This window comes from Streptomyces sp. NPDC034111, from assembly GCF_055575375.1.
On record NZ_JBVIST010000016.1, the window covers coordinates 168,963 to 186,290 of the forward strand.

Below are 17,328 nucleotides of genomic sequence, written 5' to 3' on the forward strand. Positions count from 1 at the left end.
GCCGCCCCGGGGTCCGAAGGCGCTGGCTACGCTCCTCCGGCCGCCGCCTGCCTCGGCTCCGGTACGGCGGTCCGTCCGCCGACCGGCCAGGCCACCGGCCAGGTGTGCACCGGCCGCCCGGTATGCATCAGCTCGCTGTAGCGCCGGGTCATCGCGGCGAGCGCGGAGTGCCGGTCCAGGCCCTGCCGCAGGGCGTGGTGGAAGGCCGCGGCCTGCCAGGACGCACCGTTCACCCGGCGCCGGCAGCGCTCCTCGATGAGGGACAGATAGTGGTCGCGGTCGGCCGGTTCCACGCCCCAGGCATCCAGTCCGCGCGCGGCCAGCGGCAGCAGCTCCCTGCGTACGAGCCGTACGACGGGGATCTCGTCGAGCCCGCCGGCCCGCCCGGAGCGGGGCCAGTGCAGGGTGGCGTCGATGCCGTGCCGGCAGGCGTTGTCGAAGTTACGGGCCGCTGCGGCGAACGGGAGCCGCGTCCAGATGGGGCGCGGCTCTTCGGCCAGCGTCCGTACCAGTCCGTAGTAGAAGGCGGTGTTGGCGATGACATCGTCGACGGTGGGGCCGGCCGGCAGCACCCGGTTCTCGACCCTGAGGTGGGCGACGCCGTCGGTGACCGCGTACACGGGGCGGTTCCAGCGGTAGACCGTGCCGTTGTGCAGCACCAGTTCGGCGAGGTCGGGCACCCCGCCCTCCTCGAGGACCCGTAGGGGCTCCTGCGGGCCGCACACCGGCAGCAGTGGCGGGAAGTAGCGCACGTTCTCCTCGAAGAGGTCGTATGCAGAATCGATCCAGCGCTCGCCGAACCAGGTGCGGGGGCGGACGCCCTGTGCCTGTAGCTCGGGCGAACGCGTATCGGTGGCCTGCTGGAAGACCGGCGGCCGCGACTCGCGCCACAGCTCACGGCCGAAGAGGAACGGCGAATTGGCGCCGACCGCCACCTGTACCGCGGCAATGGCCTGGGCCGCGTTCCAGACAGCGGCGAACCGGCCGGGCGTCACCTGGAGGTGCAGCTGGACCGAGGTACAGGCGGCCTCCGGTGCGATCGAGGGCGAGCGGGAGATCAGGTGCTCGACGCCCTGGATGTCGAGTGCGAAGTCCTCACCCCGGGCCGCCCGCATCTGGTCGTTGAGCAGCACATAGCGGTCGTTCTCGGAGAGGCTGGCGGCGGTGAGATCGGTGGCGTGCAGGGTCGGCAGAATGCCGATCATGACGATCCGCGCGGCGACCTCGCGGGCTTTCCTTTCGGCATAGCCGAGTCCGGTACGAAGCTCCTCGGCGAGCTGGTCGAGGACGCGTCCGGACAATCGGTGCGGCAGGATGTTGACTTCCAGATTGCACTGGGCGAGTTCGGTCTGGAAATCGCGGCTGGCGATGCGCTCGAGAACCTGTGAGTTCATCATGCGGGGCAGCCCGTCGGCGCCGGCCAGATTGAGTTCGATCTCCAGGCCCATGAGATTCCGTGGCCGGTCGAACCGCTTCTCCGTCAGCAGCCGCTGAAGGCTCTCAAGACACTCGTGGAGCTTTCTTCGATAACGCTCCCGGTCCGCCAGGTCGATCCCGTCCGCGGCGACCTTCTCCCCCATCGAAGGGTCCCTCCTCGAGTGAACGGCCCGCGACCACGGGCTGTTTGGGGCCGTCCCCGGCACGCCGGGGCTCGCGCTACGGTCGATGATGCCCCGGCAATCTGATCGATAACGCCTCAGGGGCGTGCCGGTACCGATAGGCTCGAAGTGGTGCAGCGTCCGGCATCTGCCGTGGGCATATCTGAGCGGCGATCGCCGTCCGCATTTCACTCGTGAGAAACACCGGCGAGATCTGGCCTACCGCACCGGCAAGACATTACGAGGTGGCAAGACGAAAGCGCTGCACAAAGCGGCGGAAAACACCTCGGGCACGGGTCTGGATTCCGCCTTGCCGGAAATCCGCAAGACAGGTAGCCGAAACACTTTCAGAACATACGTCGTATAAACTCCGGTGACGAGGCAGAGAGTTGGCGCCCAGTGCCGCGGTGATCTCACCGGTGCTGGGGGCAAGCCCTGACCCGCGCCGGGCCGCCGCCCCCCGCCGGCCACGCTCTGGCCCCGCCCGCAAACAGCGTCGTTTGCACCTGCCACGCTCCACCGTGTCTCCGAAGTGAGAGGCGACCCACCATGCCGCTGCATGTCTCCCCCACCCCTGCGCCCGCCCTGCGCAGCGTTCTGACCGCCCTCGGCTCGCCGACCGCCGTCCGTGAGGCCCCCGTCCCCGCGCTGCGCGCCCATCAGGGCCCGCTCAGCCCCGACCACCCGCTGCCCTTCCACGTGTGGGACGACATCAGCAGGGCCGGTGGCACCCCGCAGACCCGGCTGGCCGGCTGGAGCTTTCTGGTCCGCGGCGGGGAGCGGGCGGTGGCGACCGCCGAGGCGATGCTCACCGCGGACGGCTGGACCTTCGCCCGCTTCTGCGGCGGCCCCTACGTCGCCTCGACCGAGCAGGCGCTGGCACAGGCCGAGGCGCTGAGCGTGCCCTGTCAGCCGCGGCTGCTGTCCGTGCCCGAGCTGTACATGCTCACCCTCTGGCTGCATCACGACCTCGACGCCGACGGCGCCGAGGGGATGCCCGCGCCCGGTGATCTGCTGGTGCCGCTGGCGCCCGCCCCGCCGGGGATCGCCGCCCACCGCCCGCACCGCGTCGCCGACCTGCTCCCCCGGCTCACCCTGCGCCTCTCCCCCGCCCCACTGCTGCGCGAACCGGCCTGACCCGGCGCGCCGGCGGCATACCCCGTACGCCCGCACGGCGCATCCCGGCCCGCAAGAGCGTGCCCCGCGGCCCCTTCCGGCCGCGGGGCGCTCTGCCGCCCTCACCCGCCCGGCCTAGCCCGCGGATACCACTCCCAACCCCTTTGGGAAGGAGTGCAATTGGAAGCAACCGCCCGCACGGGTGACGCGTCGATATCGAGTGAGTACCGCTGCTGCGAAATCCCTGCGGAATCCCGTCCGTAGGGCAACACTGGAACCGACCGATGAAACGGGGGAGCGGCCATGACCACCTCGTCGAGCCGCACGACGTTCACCACACCGCAGCGAAAGACAACTTCCATGTGTCAGCACCAACCGCCCTGCCCGTCAGCAGACTCCACCGACCGGGAGGCTGCACACCTTGTGGCGCACCACCCGGAGCAGGGCTGGAGCCTGCTCTGCAACGGCGTCCTGCTCTTCGAGGACACCGGTGAGCTGCTGCCGGACGGGCAGGTCATCGCCCCGCACCGGACCCGGGCCACCGCAGCGGCCTGATCCGCGAGCGTCCGGCACGTACCACAGGGCCCCCGGCAGATCTGCCGAGGGCCCTTGATGTTGCCCGGACGGGTCAATGGTGCCCGGACGGGTCAGTGCTGCTCAGTTGTCGTACTCGTCCAGCGGCGGGCAGGAGCAGACGAGGTTACGGTCACCGAAGGCGCCGTCGATCCGGCGCACCGGCGGCCAGTACTTCTCCGCCGCCTCGACACCGGCCGGGAAGACGGCCTCCTCCCGGCTGTAGGGGTGGGTCCAGTCGCCGCCGAGCGACGCCGCGGTGTGCGGGGCGTTGCGCAGCGGGTTGTCGTCCTTGTCCCACTCCCCCGAGCCGACCTTCTCGATCTCCGCGCGGATGGCGATCATCGCGTCGCAGAACCGGTCCAGCTCGTCCAGGTCCTCACTCTCGGTCGGCTCGATCATCAGCGTGCCGGCCACCGGGAAGGACATCGTCGGCGCGTGGAAGCCGTAGTCGATGAGCCGCTTGGCGACATCGTCGATGCTCACGCCGGTCGCCTTGGTCAGCGGCCGGACGTCGATGATGCACTCGTGCGCGACCAGGCCGCCGGGGCCGGTGTAGAGCACGGGGTAGTGCGGTTCCAGGCGCTTGGCGATGTAGTTGGCGCTCAGTACCGCCACCTGGGTGGCGCGCTTGAGGCCTTCCCCGCCCATGAGGCGGACGTACGCCCAGGAGATCGGCAGGATGCCGGCCGAGCCCCACGGAGCCGCGGAGATCGGTCCGACGCCCGTCTCGGGGCCCGCTGCGGGCTGCAACGGGTGGTTGGGCAGGTACGGCGCCAGGTGGGCGCGTACGCCGACCGGGCCGACACCGGGGCCGCCGCCGCCGTGCGGGATGCAGAAGGTCTTGTGCAGGTTCAGGTGCGAGACATCGCCGCCGAACTTGCCGGGCTCGGCGAGGCCGACCAGCGCGTTGAGGTTGGCGCCGTCCACGTAGACCTGGCCGCCGGCCTCGTGCACCGCGGCGCAGATCTGGGTGATGTGCTCCTCGAACACGCCGTGCGTGGACGGGTAGGTGACCATCAGGACCGCGAGCTCGTCACGGTGCTTCTCGATCTTGGCGTGCAGATCGTCGGCGTCGACCTCGCCGTCCTCGCCGGTCTTGACGACGACGACCTTCATCCCGGCCATCACGGCGCTGGCGGCGTTGGTGCCGTGCGCCGAAGAGGGGATCAGGCAGACGGTGCGCTGCTCGTCACCGTTGGCGCGGTGGTAGGCGCGGACGGCCAGCAGACCGGCCAGCTCGCCCTGCGATCCGGCGTTCGGCTGGATGGAGACCTTGTCGTAGCCGGTGACGGTGGCCAGCCGCTCCTCCAGCTCCTGGATCAGCGTGAGGTAGCCCTCGGCCTGGTCGGCCGGTGCGAAGGGGTGCAGCTGGCCGAACGCGGGCCAGGTGACCGGCTCCATCTCGGTGGTGGCGTTCAGCTTCATGGTGCAGGAGCCGAGCGGGATCATGCCCCGGTCCAGTGCGTAGTCCTTGTCCGCGAGGGTGCGCAGGTAGCGCAGCATCGCGGTCTCGGAGCGGTACTGGTGGAAGACCGGGTGGGCGAGGTAGTCGTCGCTGCGCAGCAGCGTCTGCGGCAGCGTGTCGGCGGCGGTCGCGTCCAGCTGCTCGACATCGCCCTGCACGCCGAAGGCGCTCCAGACGCCGGCCAGCTGCGCGCGTCCGGTGGTCTCGTCGCAGGCGATGCCGACCAGGTCGGCGTCGACCTGCCGGAGGTTGATACCGGCCTCGCGGGCGGCGGCGACGACCTCGGCGGCCCGGCCGGGCACCCGGGCGGTCAGGGTGTCGAAGTACGCGTCGTGGACGATCTCCACGCCGCCGGCCCGCAGGCCCTCGGCGAGCACCGTGGCGTAGCGGTGGGTGCGCCGGGCGATGGTCCGCAGGCCCTCGGGACCGTGGTAGACGGCGTACATGCCGGCCATGACGGCGAGCAGCACCTGCGCGGTGCAGATGTTGCTGGTGGCCTTCTCACGGCGGATGTGCTGCTCACGGGTCTGGAGCGCGAGACGGTAGGCCTTGTTGCCGTCGGCGTCGACGGAGACGCCCACCAGGCGGCCGGGCAGGCTGCGGGCGAACTGCTCGCGTACGGCCATGAAGCCGGCGTGCGGTCCGCCGAAGCCCATCGGGACGCCGAAGCGCTGGGTGGTGCCGACGGCGATGTCCGCGCCGAGCTCGCCGGGCGAGGTCAGCAGCGTCAGGGCGAGCAGATCGGCGGCCACGGTGACGATCGCGCCCAGCTCATGGGCCTGCTCGATGACGGCACGCGGGTCGCGCACCGCGCCGGAGGCGCCAGGGTACTGGAGCAGCACGCCGAAGACGCCACGCTCGGCGATCTCGGCGGGGATGCCGTCGGACAGGTCCGCGACGACGACCTCGACGCCGGTCGGCTCGGCGCGGGTCTCGATCACGGCGATGGTCTGCGGCAGACAGTCGGCGTCGACCAGGAAGACGCCCTGCTTGACCTTGCCGACCCGGCGGGCCAGCGACATCGCCTCGGCGGCGGCGGTGCCCTCGTCCAGCAGGGAGGCGCCGGAGGTCGGCAGGCCGGTGAGGTCGGCCACCACCGTCTGGAAGTTCAGCAGCGCCTCCAGGCGGCCCTGCGAGATCTCCGGCTGGTAGGGGGTGTACGCGGTGTACCAGGCCGGGTTCTCCATGACGTTGCGCAGGATCACCGGCGGGGTGAACGTGCCGTAGTAGCCCAGGCCGATCATGGACGACAGCACCTGGTTGCGCTCCGCCAGGCCGTGCAGCTCCTGGAGGACCTCGGCCTCGGTACGCGCCTGCGGCAGGCCGAGCGCCTCCGCGCTCTTGATCACGTCGGGGACCGCGGTGGCGGTGAGCTCGTCCAGCGACCCGAAACCGACGTGCGCGAGCATCTTGGCCTGCGCCTCGTGGTCGGGGCCGATGTGCCGGTGCTCGAAGGGGATGCCGCGTTCAAGCTCGGTCAAGGAGATGCGATTGGTGGTCATCTGCGGGGGCCTCCTGGTCGTACGACCTACGAGGGGCACCACGGCGCGGGTGCCCGGACGGCCTCCCCCTCTGTCATCTCAACCTGAGAGCTTCACCGGGCCGCACAAGGCGGACCGGCTTTCACCGTCGGTGAGGAGGGGTCCCGGTGCTGTGCCTTCCGTGGCCCGCCCTGCTTTCCAGAGTGACCTCGTCCATGCGGTACGTGTGCCTGAGAGATTCCGGGGAGGATTTGCTCCTTCGGCGCCCTGGTCGCGAACGACAAAGGACTCTCCCGCATGGGGTCTGCGGCCATTGGCCAGCCTACCAGCGCACCACTCGCAGGATCCTTCGAGTGGCCAGGGCATGAAATGTGCCGTTTGGTAGTTGTCACAGGGCAGTTGCGACCAATTGGAGGGGCCGTGCAAACCGATATCGATCCCCGGAGCCTGATCGGCCGCAAAGCGTTCGACCGTAACGGCGCGAAAATAGGCACGATCGACGAGGTCTACCTCGACGACGCCACGGGGGAACCGGAGTGGGCGGCCGTACGCACCGGACTCTTCGGCCGGGATGCGTTCGTTCCCCTGGAGCCCAGCAAAATGGTCGGTGAGGGCCTGCACATCCCCTACGACCGCAAGCTGATCAAGGACGCCCCTGACTTCGGCGTGGGCCGCCATCTCTCCCCCGAGCAGGAGCTTCAGCTCTACCACCACTACCGGCTGGATATCTCCTCGCCGGAACCGGACACCGGCTCGGTGTCCTCCGGCAACTCGGGCGGCGCCGACGACAAGGACTTCGGCAAGATCGCCGGCTCGGACGACTGAGCGCCTTCCGGCCCTCCGCCCACCAGCGGCAGTGGTTCACCCGGCCGCAGCGCCGGGTCCTCGACGGCAAAGGTCCGCACCCTCCCCGGTGCGGACCACGGCGTCTCGAAGCGTACGGTCACTCTGCCCACCCCGCTCCCCTGCACCCAGCCGGCGCCGTACTCGTCGTGCACCACGTCGAGCCCCGGGTGCCAGCGCCGCGGCCGCTCCTCCTCGCGCTCACCGCCGCCGGCGTCCTCCCCGGCGGGCTCCGGTGCGGCCTTCGCCAGCTCCTCGGCCTCCCGCTCCGTCGCCAGCTGCGCGAAGAGATCCTCCTGGGTGAAGTCGGCCAGCCCGCTGATGCCCACGCCCAGCAGCCGCACGCCGCCTGTGGTGTCCACCAGATCCAGCAGGCGGACCGCGGCCTCCCGGATGACCGCGGGATCGTCGGTGGGCCCGCGCAGCGTGTCGGAGCGGGTCAGCGTCGAGAAGTCGTAGTTGCGGACCTTGATGACCACCGTGCGCCCTGAGCGCCCCGCCTCGCGCAGCCGGTGGACGCAGCGGTCGGCCAGCCGCAGCACCTCGGTGCGCACCCGCGTCCGGTCGGTCAGATCGACCTCGAAGGTGTCCTCCACCGAGATGGACTTGGCATCCCGCTCGGCCACCACGGGACGGTCGTCCTGGCCCAGCGCCATCGCATACAGCCCCGCGCCATGAGCCTTGCCCAGCAGCCGCACCAGCTCCGCCTCACCGGCCTCCGCGGTCTCCGCGACGGTGTGGATCCCGGCCCGGCGCAGCGTCTCGGCCGTCGCGGGGCCCACCCCGGGCAGTGTCCGTACCGGCATCGGCCCCAGCAGCTCTCGCTCGGTGCCCGGCTCGATCACCACCAGGCCGTTCGGCTTGGCCGCCTCCGAGGCGATCTTCGCGAGCATCTTGGCGCCGGCCAGTCCCACCGAACCCGTCAGGCCCGTTTGCGACCGGATGTCGCGCCGCAGCTGCTCCCCCACGGCCCGTACGGCTTCCGTCTCCGTCGGCACCCCGCCCGCCTCCAGGTCCACGAAGGCCTCGTCCAGGCTCAGCGGCTCCACGAGCGGCGACAGCTCGTGCAGCAGCTCCATCACGCGTTCACTCACCTGGCGGTAGAGGGTGAAGCGGGGACTGAGGTAGGCGGCGTTGGGGCACAGCCGGCGCGCCTGGGCCGTGGGCATCGCGGAGCGGATCCCGAAGACCCGGGCCTCGTACGACGCCGTGGCGACGACCCCCCGCGGACCGATCCCGCCGACCACGACCGGCTTGCCGCGCAGGCTCGGCTTGGCCGCCTGCTCGGCGGCCGCGTAGAACGCATCCATGTCCAGATGCAGAATCGTCGGCGCGGCTCTCACATCTCCGATGCTGCCGCATGGCACTGACAATCGACCCGATGCCGGGCCGGTGACCGGGTACGGAGGCTCAGCCAGCCCGGTTGCGCCGCCGCGCCAGCTCGTCGTGCGGGTTCTTCCCGACCAGTGTCTCGCCGGTGTCCACGCGCTCCCCGTGGAGCTGTGACAGCGCGCCCTCCACGTCCCGCCAGACCACGCCGACCGCGATGCCGAAGACGCCCTGACCGCCCTGGAGCAGATCGACGACCTGGTCGGGCGAGGTGCACTCGTAGACCGTGGCGCCATCGCTCATCAGCGTCATCCGCGTCAGATCCGCCAGCCCCCGCGCACGCAGGTGCTGGACGGCGGTGCGGATGTTCTGTAGCGACACCCCGGTGTCCAGCAGCCGCTTGACGATCTTCAGGACGACGACGTCCCGGAAGCTGTAGAGCCGCTGGGTGCCCGAGCCGTATGCCGGCCGGATGCTGGGCTCGACCAGGCCCGTACGGGCCCAGTAGTCGAGCTGCCGGTAGGTGATGCCCGCTGCCGCACAGGCGGTCGGGCCGCGATAGCCGATGTTCTGGGCCTCGCAGTCCCCCGACACCGCCGCGGCGGGTGCCGGGGCATGGTTCGCCGTCGCGCCCGCGTGGAGCGGCAACGCCCCTTCCGCCGCCGTACCGTCGCCGGTGATTGCCACGCCGCCCTCCGTCCTCCACGTCCCGGACGGGACCTGCCATATCGACGGTATGCAGTCACTGGGGGTGCGTCAACGATCGCCGCGCTCGCCACGCCGAGTGATAATCACCCTACGAGTGGTTTCTCGTGACCTCGCGCGGGGAATGGCTAAATAGTTTGGCCGGAATCAGCCCCTTCGCCCGGCCGGAGTCACCGGATCACTGGCTGTTGGTGCCGAAGTCCTCGGGCGAGATCTGGTCGAGGAACTCGCGGAACTTCTCCACCTCGTCCTCCTGCTCGTCCGGGATGGCGATCCCCGCGTCGTCCAGCACACCATCCGTACCGAAGATCGGCGTTCCGGTGCGCAGCGCCAGCGCTATGGCGTCGGACGGACGCGCACTGACCTCCACCCCGCTGGCGAAGACCAGTTCGGCATAGAAAACCCCCTCGCGCAGGTCCGTGATCCGGACCTGCGTCAGCTCCTGGCCCACCGCTTCGAGCACATCCTTGAAGAGGTCGTGCGTCAGCGGCCTGGCAGGGACCATGCCCTGCTGGGCAAAGGCGATGGCGGTGGCCTCCCCCGGCCCGATCCAAATGGGCAGGTAACGGTCGCCTCCCACCTCCCGCAGGAGCACGATCGGTTGGCTGGAAGGCATTTCCACCCGGACACCCACGACGTCGAGCTCGTTCACACAGCAACCCTAGGACGTGCCCGGCAGGTTTGGGTAGTCGGGCACTCATTTGCTCACTACGGCCGGACCCGCAGAGCGCTCTGCACCAGCGCCGCATGCAGCCGTACGGACAGCGTCGCCAGCTCCTTGGCGGTGGCCTCGGCATGGGCCCTGGTCTGCGGATTACGGTGCCTCCGAAGGGGTGCAACGACCTGTTCGACCAAGCCGGCCTCACGCTCGGCAGCCGCCTTCACGGCACGCAGATGCCGCGGCTCCAGACCGAAACGGCCCAGGTCCGCGACGAGTTTGGCGATGGTGACCGCCTCGATGTCGTATCCACCGTCCGCATGGGGGACGATGAGTCCGTACGACTCCCAGTCGGCGAGCGCCGCCTCGTCCACCTCGGCGGCGGCCAGCAGCTCGGCCCGGCCGATCCGGGCGGCCGTCGGGCGGTCCTCGCCGGGGTCGGTCACGCCCTCGACCAGATCCCGGGAGGGCGCGGCCGGAGCGGGCAGTTGTACCTGCTCACCGCGCTCCAGGGCGTCCAGATACTCCCGGATGACCTTCAGCGGCAGATAGTGGTCCCGCTGCATCCGCAGGACGCTCGCCAGCCGCTCGATGTCGGCCGGCGTGAATTTGCGGTACCCGGAAGGCGTGCGCTTCGGCTCGACCAGCCCCTCCGCCTCCAGGAAGCGGATCTTGGAGATGGTGACCTCGGGGAACTCCTCGCGCAGCGCGTTGAGCACCGTGCCGATGCTCACCGGCTTGCCGTCCGAGGAGGCGGTGCCGGCAAAACCGGCACCGCCTTTCGGTGTATCGCGCATATACCTTCCCTGACCGGTCAGATACCGGCGCCTCGCTGGCTCGCGTAGAAGACCAGGCGGTACTTGCCGATCTGGACCTCGTCGCCGTTGGCGAGGACGACGGAGTCGATCCGCTCACGGTTGACGTAGGTGCCGTTCAGGCTGCCGACGTCGGAGACGGTGAAGAGACCGTCCGGGCCACGACGGAACTCCACGTGGCGGCGCGAGACCGTCACGTCGTCGAGGAAGATGTCGCCCTGCGGGTGCCGGCCCGCGGTCGTCAGCTCGCCGTCCAGGAGGAAGCGGCTGCCCGAGTTCGGACCCCGACGGACGACCAGGAGCGCGGAACCCAGCGGAAGGGCGTCGACGGCCGCCTGGGCCTCCGGGGACAGCGACGGCGACAGGTTCTGGCCCGTCGTCTCCGAGTCGTAGGCCTCCAGCCCCGAGATGGAGATCGTCGAGGTCGTCTCGGACGCCCGCTCGGGCTGGGCGCCCGGGCGCAGCGGCGCACCACAGTTGGAGCAGAACCGGCTCGCCTCGGCGTTCCGGTGTCCACAGCGCGTACAAACCGGCAAGGCCGAACCTCCACCCGTGCGTGAGGTTGATGGTTCCTGGGAACCTATGCGGCCGGCCCCGGAGGGGTCAACAGATCCGGCGCCGTGCCCCCCGACCTCGTCGCGGAAGAGCGGACGCTCCCCCGCCGCACCGTTCTCCTCAGGCTGACGCGGCGCACGGTGCCGCGCAGAGCCGCTGCCGCCCTCCTGGCGTGCGCTCTTGCCGAACAGCTTTCCAAACAACTTCACGGGCGATTCCCCTTGAACGAAATAGACCCGCCCGTGGGGCAGGACGAACCCTCGATGCACACACCGGCCAGTCCGGACATCCTGTGAACGTCCGTGGCCTTCAGACAGTTTCCACCACACACCACACGCACGGTGCGTCGACCCCCCGCTACCTCATGCCCTCCCAGGGCACTCGACATTCCGCTACGCCTCACTGCGAAGACGACCGAGCGTAGTCAGGCCGCTTCGCCTCCCGCAAGGCGTCCACAATGATCTTCTGTTCCCGGGTCACAGACACCTTGGCCTGCTCCTTTTCCAGTGTCTGGACCACTCCGCCAGGGATGTTCAGCGCCGGTTCCAGATCCTCCGGCTTGCCGATGACCTTGAAGCGGTACGGCTGCGTGACGCGCTTGCCGTCGATCTCCACCCCGCCCCGGACATCCGAGAGGTAGGTGCTCGCGACCACCCGGACGTCGTTGACCTGAATGGCCTCGGCACCGGCCGCCCGCAGCTCCTGGATGGTGTCCAGCAGCTTGTCCGCCTCCACGGAGTGCGTCGGATCGTCGATGGTCAGGTTTATGCCGGGGCCTTGCGCCGCGACGGTCCCGGCCAGCACGCCCAGCTGCTGTTCCTTCTCCACGGTCTGCTTACGGGCCTCCTCGGCCTGGTCCGAGCTGTTCTCCAGCTCGGTCTTCTGCCCTTCCAGGCGCCGCTGTTCGTCCGTCAACCGCTGGGAGCGATTGTCCAGTTCGTCCAGAATGCGCACCAGGTCCTCCTGACGCGCACCCCGCAGCGCGCTGCTGTCACTTGTGGAACGTACCTGAATCGCCAGGCCGAGGCCGAGAATGAACAGCAGCAGCGCAACGATCAGTTGAGCCCGGGTCAGCCGCGGCGGCCACAGGCTTGCCGCCAGCCGCTCACGACCGGTCTTCGGGCGCTCCTCATTCCCGTCGTCGGCGACGGCGTCCGGGGCCGAGGAGTCTGCCCCTTTACCCGGCTTCTGTCCAGCACTGTCCGGTTCCTGGGCTTCGGGCCCGTCCGCGGGCCGTCCTCGTTCCGGGGTGTTCGGGCGCTCCGGCGGCATCGGCCGCCGGCCGACGGGGCCACGCTCCGGCTCCGGCCGCTCCGGCTCCGGCCTCTTGTCCTGCTCCGGCTTCTCGTCGGGCTCCGGGGTCTCGTCCGTTGCCATCCGCCTCACGCCCTGAATACGTGCCGGCGGATCGCGGCGGCGTTGGAGAAGATACGGATGCCCAGCACCACGACGACGCCGGTGGAGAGTTGGGCGCCGACGCCCAACTTGTCGCCGAGGAAGACGATCAGCGCGGCGACGACCACGTTCGACAGGAAGGAGACCACGAAGACCTTGTCGTCGAAGATGCCGTCCAGCATCGCGCGCAGACCGCCGAACACGGCGTCCAGCGCCGCGACGACAGCGATCGGCAAGTAGGGCTCGACCACCGTCGGCACCACGGGTCGGACGACAAGTCCGACCACGACTCCCACGATGAGGCCCAGTACGGCGATCACGATGTGCCCTTCCCTGTGTCGGCGCCGCCCGACTTGGCGGGACCGGCCTGCGGCTTTGCGGTACGTACGATCAAACTCGGCGCGGGCGGCAGCGTGACCTCGCTCTCGGCGGAAATCCTGGTGCGTACGCCGTAGTTCTCCTGCAGCACATGCAGATACTGACCATCGGCGCTGTCCTGGAACGCGGTGCTCAGCCGCTGCCCGTCCCCCACCGCCAGCACCGTATAGGGCGGTACCAGCGGCTTGTTGTCGACCAGTATGGCGTCTCCGGCCGCTCTGATCGCCGAGAGTGACGTAAGCCGCTGCCCATTGACGGAGACGGCCTCCGCACCGGACTCCCACAGGCCGTTGACCACACGCTGCATGTCCCGGTCACGTACCCGGCCGGTGTCCGAGAAACCACTGCTCTCACGCGGTCCGCCGCCGCTGGACGCCGCGCCCTTGGCATCGTCCACGACGAGTTTCACGCCGGGCCCGGTGACCTGCGTCGAACCCGACAGCAGCGCCAGCAGTTCGGCCTTGTCCCCGCCGTGCTTCTTCAGCGCCTCGCGCTGCATCCGGCTTACGTCGTCCCGCAGCGTGTCGACCCGCTGCTGCTGCCTGTCCGCCTCGCCGGTGCCCTTCTGGATGCGGTTGATCAGCTCTTCGCGCTCCTTGGCCAGCGTCGGTGCCGATATCCGCGCCTGCGCCGCCCCTACGGTCACCACGAGCGCGGCCAGCACCAGACCCGCTGCCAGGCCCAACTTCGCGCGCAGGGTACGCGGGAGACCACGCACGCCCGCTTCGGACTTGCGTGCCGCGGCCTCCGCGTACCCGTCGTCGAGGCTGTGATCCATCACATTGGTCAGCAGCGACATGGACGCATCGGGGCGCGCGGCCTGCGGGTTCGGGGTGCTCCGATCGGGGCGCTGCTGCGACATGCCGCACATCGTCGCACGTCGGCAGCGCAGTCTCCCAATGGCCCCACCGGCGTGCCGGTCAGCGGCCCGCCGGTGGGGACTCCGTCAGCGTCCTGCGCTGTCGACCACGGCCGCCCATTCGTCCAGCAGCTGCTGGGCGGAGGCGTCGTCCGGCCCCTCCGCCCACAGATGGGTGACCGCCTCCGCCGGGTCTGGCAGCACCAGGACCCAGCGCCCGTCGGCCTCCACGACCCGTACGCCGTCGGTGGTGTCCACGTCCCGGTCGCCGGCCGCCTCCACGACATGCCGCATGACCAGTCCCTTGACCGCCCAGGGGGTGGCCAGGTCACGGCGCACCACGTGCGCCCGCGGGATCCGGGCATCGATCTGGCTGAGGGTGAGCTGGGTGCGGGCCACCAGACCGATCAGCCGGACGAACGCGGCCGCGCCGTCGAAGACGCTGCTGAACTCCGGGATGATGAAGCCGCCCATGCCGTCACCGCCGAAGACCGTGCCGTCCTCCCGGCCCACCCGGGTCAGATCGTCCGGCGAGGTCGTCGTCCACTCCACCTGAGTGCCGTGGTACGCCGCCACCTGCTCGGCGATCCGGGTCGTGGTCACCGGGAGCGCCACCCGGCCGGTGCGCCGCTCGGCGGCGACCAGATCCAGCATGACCAGCAGCGCACGGTCGTCCTCGATGATCCGGCCCCGCTCGTCCACCAGGGAGAGCCGCTCGCCCACGGGGTCGAAGCGCACCCCGAAGGCGGCCCGGGCCGAGGCCACGATCTCGCCGAGCCGGACGAGCCCGGCGCGCCGGGCGTCGGCGGTCTCGGTGGGCCGGGACTCGTCGAGGCCGGGGTTGATGGTCAGCGAGTCGACACCGAGCCGCCCGAGCAAGCTGGGCAGAACCAGGCCGGCGCTTCCGTTCGAGGCGTCCACGACGACCTTGAGCCCCGACTCACCGATGCCCGTGGTGTCCACCGCCCGCAGCAGCGAGCCGGTGTACGAGTCGAAGACGCTCGCCGGGAAGACCAGGTCACCGATCTCGCCGGGGAAGGCACGACGGTACTCCTGCCGGGCATAGACCCGGTCGAGCTTGCGCTGCCCGGCCTGTGAGAGGTCGGCGCCCCGCTCGTCGAAGAACATGATGTCGACGGAGTCCGGCACACCGGGGGTGGTGCGGACCATGATGCCGCCTGCGCTGCCGCGGGCGGTCTGCTGCCGGGCGACCGGCAGCGGGACGTTCTCCAGGTCGCGTACGTCGATGGCGCTGGCCTGAAGGGCGGAGATCACCGCGCGTTTGAGCGCCCGCGCGCCGCGGGAGTGGTCGCGCGCGGTGGTGACCGTCGAACCCTTCTTGAGCGTGGTGGCGTACGCGCCCGCCAGCCGTACGGCGAGCTCCGGGGTGATCTCGACATTCAGGATCCCGGACACCCCGCGGGCACCGAACAGACGCGCCTGCCCTCGGGACTCCCAGATCACCGAGGTGTTGACGAATGCACCGGCCTCGATCGTCTTGAACGGATAGATCCGCACATTGCCCTGGACGATCGACTCCTCGCCGATGAGGCATTCATCGCCGATAACCGCTCCGTCCTCGATCCGGACCGCCCGCATGATGTCGGTGTTCTTGCCGATCACACAGCCGCGCAGATTGCTCTGCGGCCCGAGATAGACGTTGTCGTGGACCACGGCCCGATGCAGGAACGCACCGCTCTTGACGACGACGTTGGAGCCGACGACGGTGTGCTCCCGAATCTCCGCACCCGCCTCGACCTTGGCGTAGTCGCCGATGTACAGCGGCCCGCGCAGCTCCGCGTCGGGATGGACCTCGGCCCCCTCTGCGACCCAGACGCCCGGCGAGATCTCGAAGCCGTCGATTTCTACGTCGACCTTGCCTTCGAGCACATCGGCCTGGGCCTTCACATAGCTCTCGTGGGTTCCGACGTCCTCCCAGTAGCCTTCGGCGACATAGCCGTAGATCGGCTTGCCTTCCTTCATGAGCTTCGGAAAGACATCGCCGGACCAGTCGACCGAGACATCGGGCTCGAAGTAGTCGAAGACCTCCGGCTCCATCACATAGATACCGGTGTTGACGGTGTCCGAGAAGACCTGACCCCAAGTCGGCTTTTCGAGGAAGCGTTCGACCCGGCCGGACTCGTCGACGATGGTGATGCCGAACTCCAGCGGATTGGGCACCCGCGTCAGGCACACCGTGACGAGGGCGCCCTTTTCCTTGTGGAACCGGATCAGATCGGTGAGGTCGAAGTCGGTGAGGGCGTCACCGGAAATTACGAGGAAGGCATCGTCCTTGAGGGCATCCTCGGCATTCTTCACGCTTCCCGCGGTGCCGAGTGGCTTTTCCTCATGGGCGTAGGTGAGCTCCATTCCGAGCTCTTCCCCGTCGCCGAAGTAGTTCTTGACGAGCGAGGCAAGGAATTGCACTGTCACGACGGTCTCAGTGAGCCCATGACGTTTCAGCAGCCGTAGTACGTGCTCCATGATCGGCCTGTTGGCGACCGGGAGAAGTGGCTTGGGCATGCTGGAAGTCATGGGGCGAAGGCGTGTTCCTTCGCCGCCGGCCATCACAACGGCCTTCATGTCGGAAGCGTCCTCCTCTAACAGACGACGGTCTTGCCGACTTCACTTGTCCAGGTCGCCCACTGTTCCTGTGCTCACGTACGGGCGCCGGGCCTCGGCATAATCTGCCGGTTCGCAGAGCTCAGTCGGCTGTGGTGTCCGCCTTGATGAGCCGGCGGACCTGGACCACGTAGAGGATCCCTGCCCACCAGTACAGCGCTGTACCCCATCCTGCGAACGCCCATCCGAAAATAGCAGCGAGCGTGTGAAGCCAGCTACTTCCGTCGCTCAGGAGCAGCAACGGGAAGGCATACATCAAGTTGAACGTAGCCGCTTTGCCCAGGAAGTTCACCTGGGGAGGGCCGTATCCGTGACGGGCGAGGAATCCCACCGCGATGAGCAGCATCAGTTCCCGCGCGAGCAGGGCCGCGGTGAGCCAGAGCGGAAGGATCTCGCGCCAGGTCAGACCGACGAGGGTGGACAGGATGTAGAGACGGTCGGCCGCCGGGTCGAGGATCCGCCCCAGGCTGCTGACCTGGTTCCAGCGCCGGGCGAGCTTGCCGTCCAGGTAGTCGCTGACGCCACTCAGCGCGAGGACCAGCAGCGCCCAGTGATCAGCCTGCGGACCACCGAATTCCGGCCACAGGACCAGCCACAGGAACACGGGCACGCCAACGAGGCGAGCCATGCTCAGGATATTCGGGATGGTGAGGACGCGATCCGTCTGGACCCGCGTCTCCTGGACCTCCACCGCGGGGGCCTCCTGTGGGAAATGTGCCAATGATGCTCCCTGACCTTACCTGCCCGGTTGGCCGGGCCCTCCCGCGGGTCCCAAGATCCCCCACCATCCGCTCCGGAACGCAGAAGAGCCCCACACCATTCGGTGTGGGGCTCTTCCCAAAATTTGTTCGGCGGCGTCCTACTCTCCCACAGGGTCCCCCCTGCAGTACCATCGGCGCTGAAAGGCTTAGCTTCCGGGTTCGGAATGTAACC

15 protein-coding genes, 1 rRNA gene and 1 riboswitch are annotated in these 17,328 nt (G+C 69.3%); of the genes, 3 read left to right on the forward strand and 13 right to left on the reverse strand.

Translation table 11 applies throughout. The annotated features are described in order from the left end of the window. Positions 1-26: 26 nt before the first annotated feature. Complete coding sequence (locus ACZ55A_RS28640; RefSeq protein WP_468845854.1) at positions 27-1,580, reverse strand: glutamate-cysteine ligase family protein; 1,554 nt, start codon at positions 1,578-1,580, stop codon at positions 27-29. A 567-nt stretch (positions 1,581-2,147) separates the two neighbouring features. Here ACZ55A_RS28640 and ACZ55A_RS28645 point away from each other — a divergent pair. After that, a complete protein-coding gene (locus tag ACZ55A_RS28645; RefSeq protein WP_468845857.1) occupies positions 2,148-2,735 on the forward strand; it encodes a hypothetical protein in 588 nt (195 codons plus the stop codon). A 339-nt stretch (positions 2,736-3,074) separates the two neighbouring features. Then, a complete protein-coding gene (locus ACZ55A_RS28650; protein WP_182496663.1) occupies positions 3,075-3,269 on the forward strand; it encodes a DUF5999 family protein in 195 nt (64 codons plus the stop codon). Between the two features lie 102 nt (positions 3,270-3,371). Here the strand turns inward: ACZ55A_RS28650 and gcvP are convergent, their stop codons facing one another. After that, complete coding sequence (gene gcvP, locus ACZ55A_RS28655; protein ID WP_468845859.1) at positions 3,372-6,257, reverse strand: aminomethyl-transferring glycine dehydrogenase; 2,886 nt, start codon at positions 6,255-6,257, stop codon at positions 3,372-3,374. A 187-nt stretch (positions 6,258-6,444) separates the two neighbouring features. Beyond that, positions 6,445-6,542: riboswitch (glycine riboswitch) on the reverse strand. A 114-nt stretch (positions 6,543-6,656) separates the two neighbouring features. On the opposite strand from gcvP, the gene ACZ55A_RS28660 reads away from it, so the two are divergent. Further along, on the forward strand, positions 6,657-7,061 hold the full coding sequence (locus ACZ55A_RS28660; protein ID WP_468845862.1) for a PRC-barrel domain-containing protein: 405 nt from the start codon (positions 6,657-6,659) through the stop codon (positions 7,059-7,061). On the opposite strand, the gene ACZ55A_RS28665 is transcribed toward ACZ55A_RS28660, so the two are convergent. The 11 genes from ACZ55A_RS28665 to rrf form a co-directional block, all read right to left on the reverse strand. Continuing rightward, complete coding sequence (locus ACZ55A_RS28665; RefSeq protein WP_468845864.1) at positions 6,950-8,422, reverse strand: DNA polymerase IV; 1,473 nt, start codon at positions 8,420-8,422, stop codon at positions 6,950-6,952. The two genes, ACZ55A_RS28660 and ACZ55A_RS28665, sit on opposite strands and share 112 nt — an antisense overlap. A 67-nt stretch (positions 8,423-8,489) precedes the next feature. After that, the gene (locus ACZ55A_RS28670; RefSeq protein WP_468845867.1) at positions 8,490-9,095 is read right to left on the reverse strand and encodes a MerR family transcriptional regulator; all 606 of its coding nucleotides are present in this window, start codon (positions 9,093-9,095) and stop codon (positions 8,490-8,492) included. A gap of 196 nt (positions 9,096-9,291) precedes the next feature. Then, positions 9,292-9,765 carry a bifunctional nuclease family protein gene (locus ACZ55A_RS28675; protein ID WP_006606439.1) on the reverse strand — a complete coding sequence of 158 codons (474 nt, stop codon included), beginning with the start codon at positions 9,763-9,765 and terminating at the stop codon, positions 9,292-9,294. Positions 9,766-9,821: 56 nt separating this feature from the next. After that, positions 9,822-10,568, reverse strand: a complete 747-nt coding sequence (gene ftsR / locus ACZ55A_RS28680) for a transcriptional regulator FtsR (RefSeq protein WP_468845870.1) — start codon at positions 10,566-10,568, stop codon at positions 9,822-9,824. Positions 10,569-10,585: 17 nt separating this feature from the next. Beyond that, entirely contained in the window at positions 10,586-11,410 is an 825-nt protein-coding gene (locus ACZ55A_RS28685; protein WP_468845873.1) for an FHA domain-containing protein, read from the reverse strand. 130 nt (positions 11,411-11,540) lie between these two features. After that, positions 11,541-12,518, reverse strand: coding sequence for a DUF881 domain-containing protein (locus tag ACZ55A_RS28690; RefSeq protein WP_468845875.1), 978 nt, complete (start codon positions 12,516-12,518; stop codon positions 11,541-11,543). A 5-nt stretch (positions 12,519-12,523) separates the two neighbouring features. Next, entirely contained in the window at positions 12,524-12,856 is a 333-nt protein-coding gene (locus ACZ55A_RS28695) for a small basic family protein (protein ID WP_003984969.1), read from the reverse strand. After that, entirely contained in the window at positions 12,853-13,785 is a 933-nt protein-coding gene (locus ACZ55A_RS28700) for a DUF881 domain-containing protein (protein ID WP_468845878.1), read from the reverse strand. Before ACZ55A_RS28700 ends, ACZ55A_RS28695 begins: the two co-directional genes overlap by 4 nt. A gap of 75 nt (positions 13,786-13,860) precedes the next feature. Beyond that, on the reverse strand, positions 13,861-16,356 hold the full coding sequence (locus ACZ55A_RS28705) for a sugar phosphate nucleotidyltransferase (protein ID WP_468845881.1): 2,496 nt from the start codon (positions 16,354-16,356) through the stop codon (positions 13,861-13,863). Between the two features lie 121 nt (positions 16,357-16,477). Beyond that, positions 16,478-17,086: a CDP-alcohol phosphatidyltransferase family protein gene (locus ACZ55A_RS28710; protein ID WP_468845884.1), complete on the reverse strand. Its 609-nt coding sequence runs from the start codon at positions 17,084-17,086 to the stop codon at positions 16,478-16,480. A gap of 155 nt (positions 17,087-17,241) precedes the next feature. Next, positions 17,242-17,328, reverse strand: a 5S ribosomal RNA gene (gene rrf, locus ACZ55A_RS28715); the annotation flags it as partial.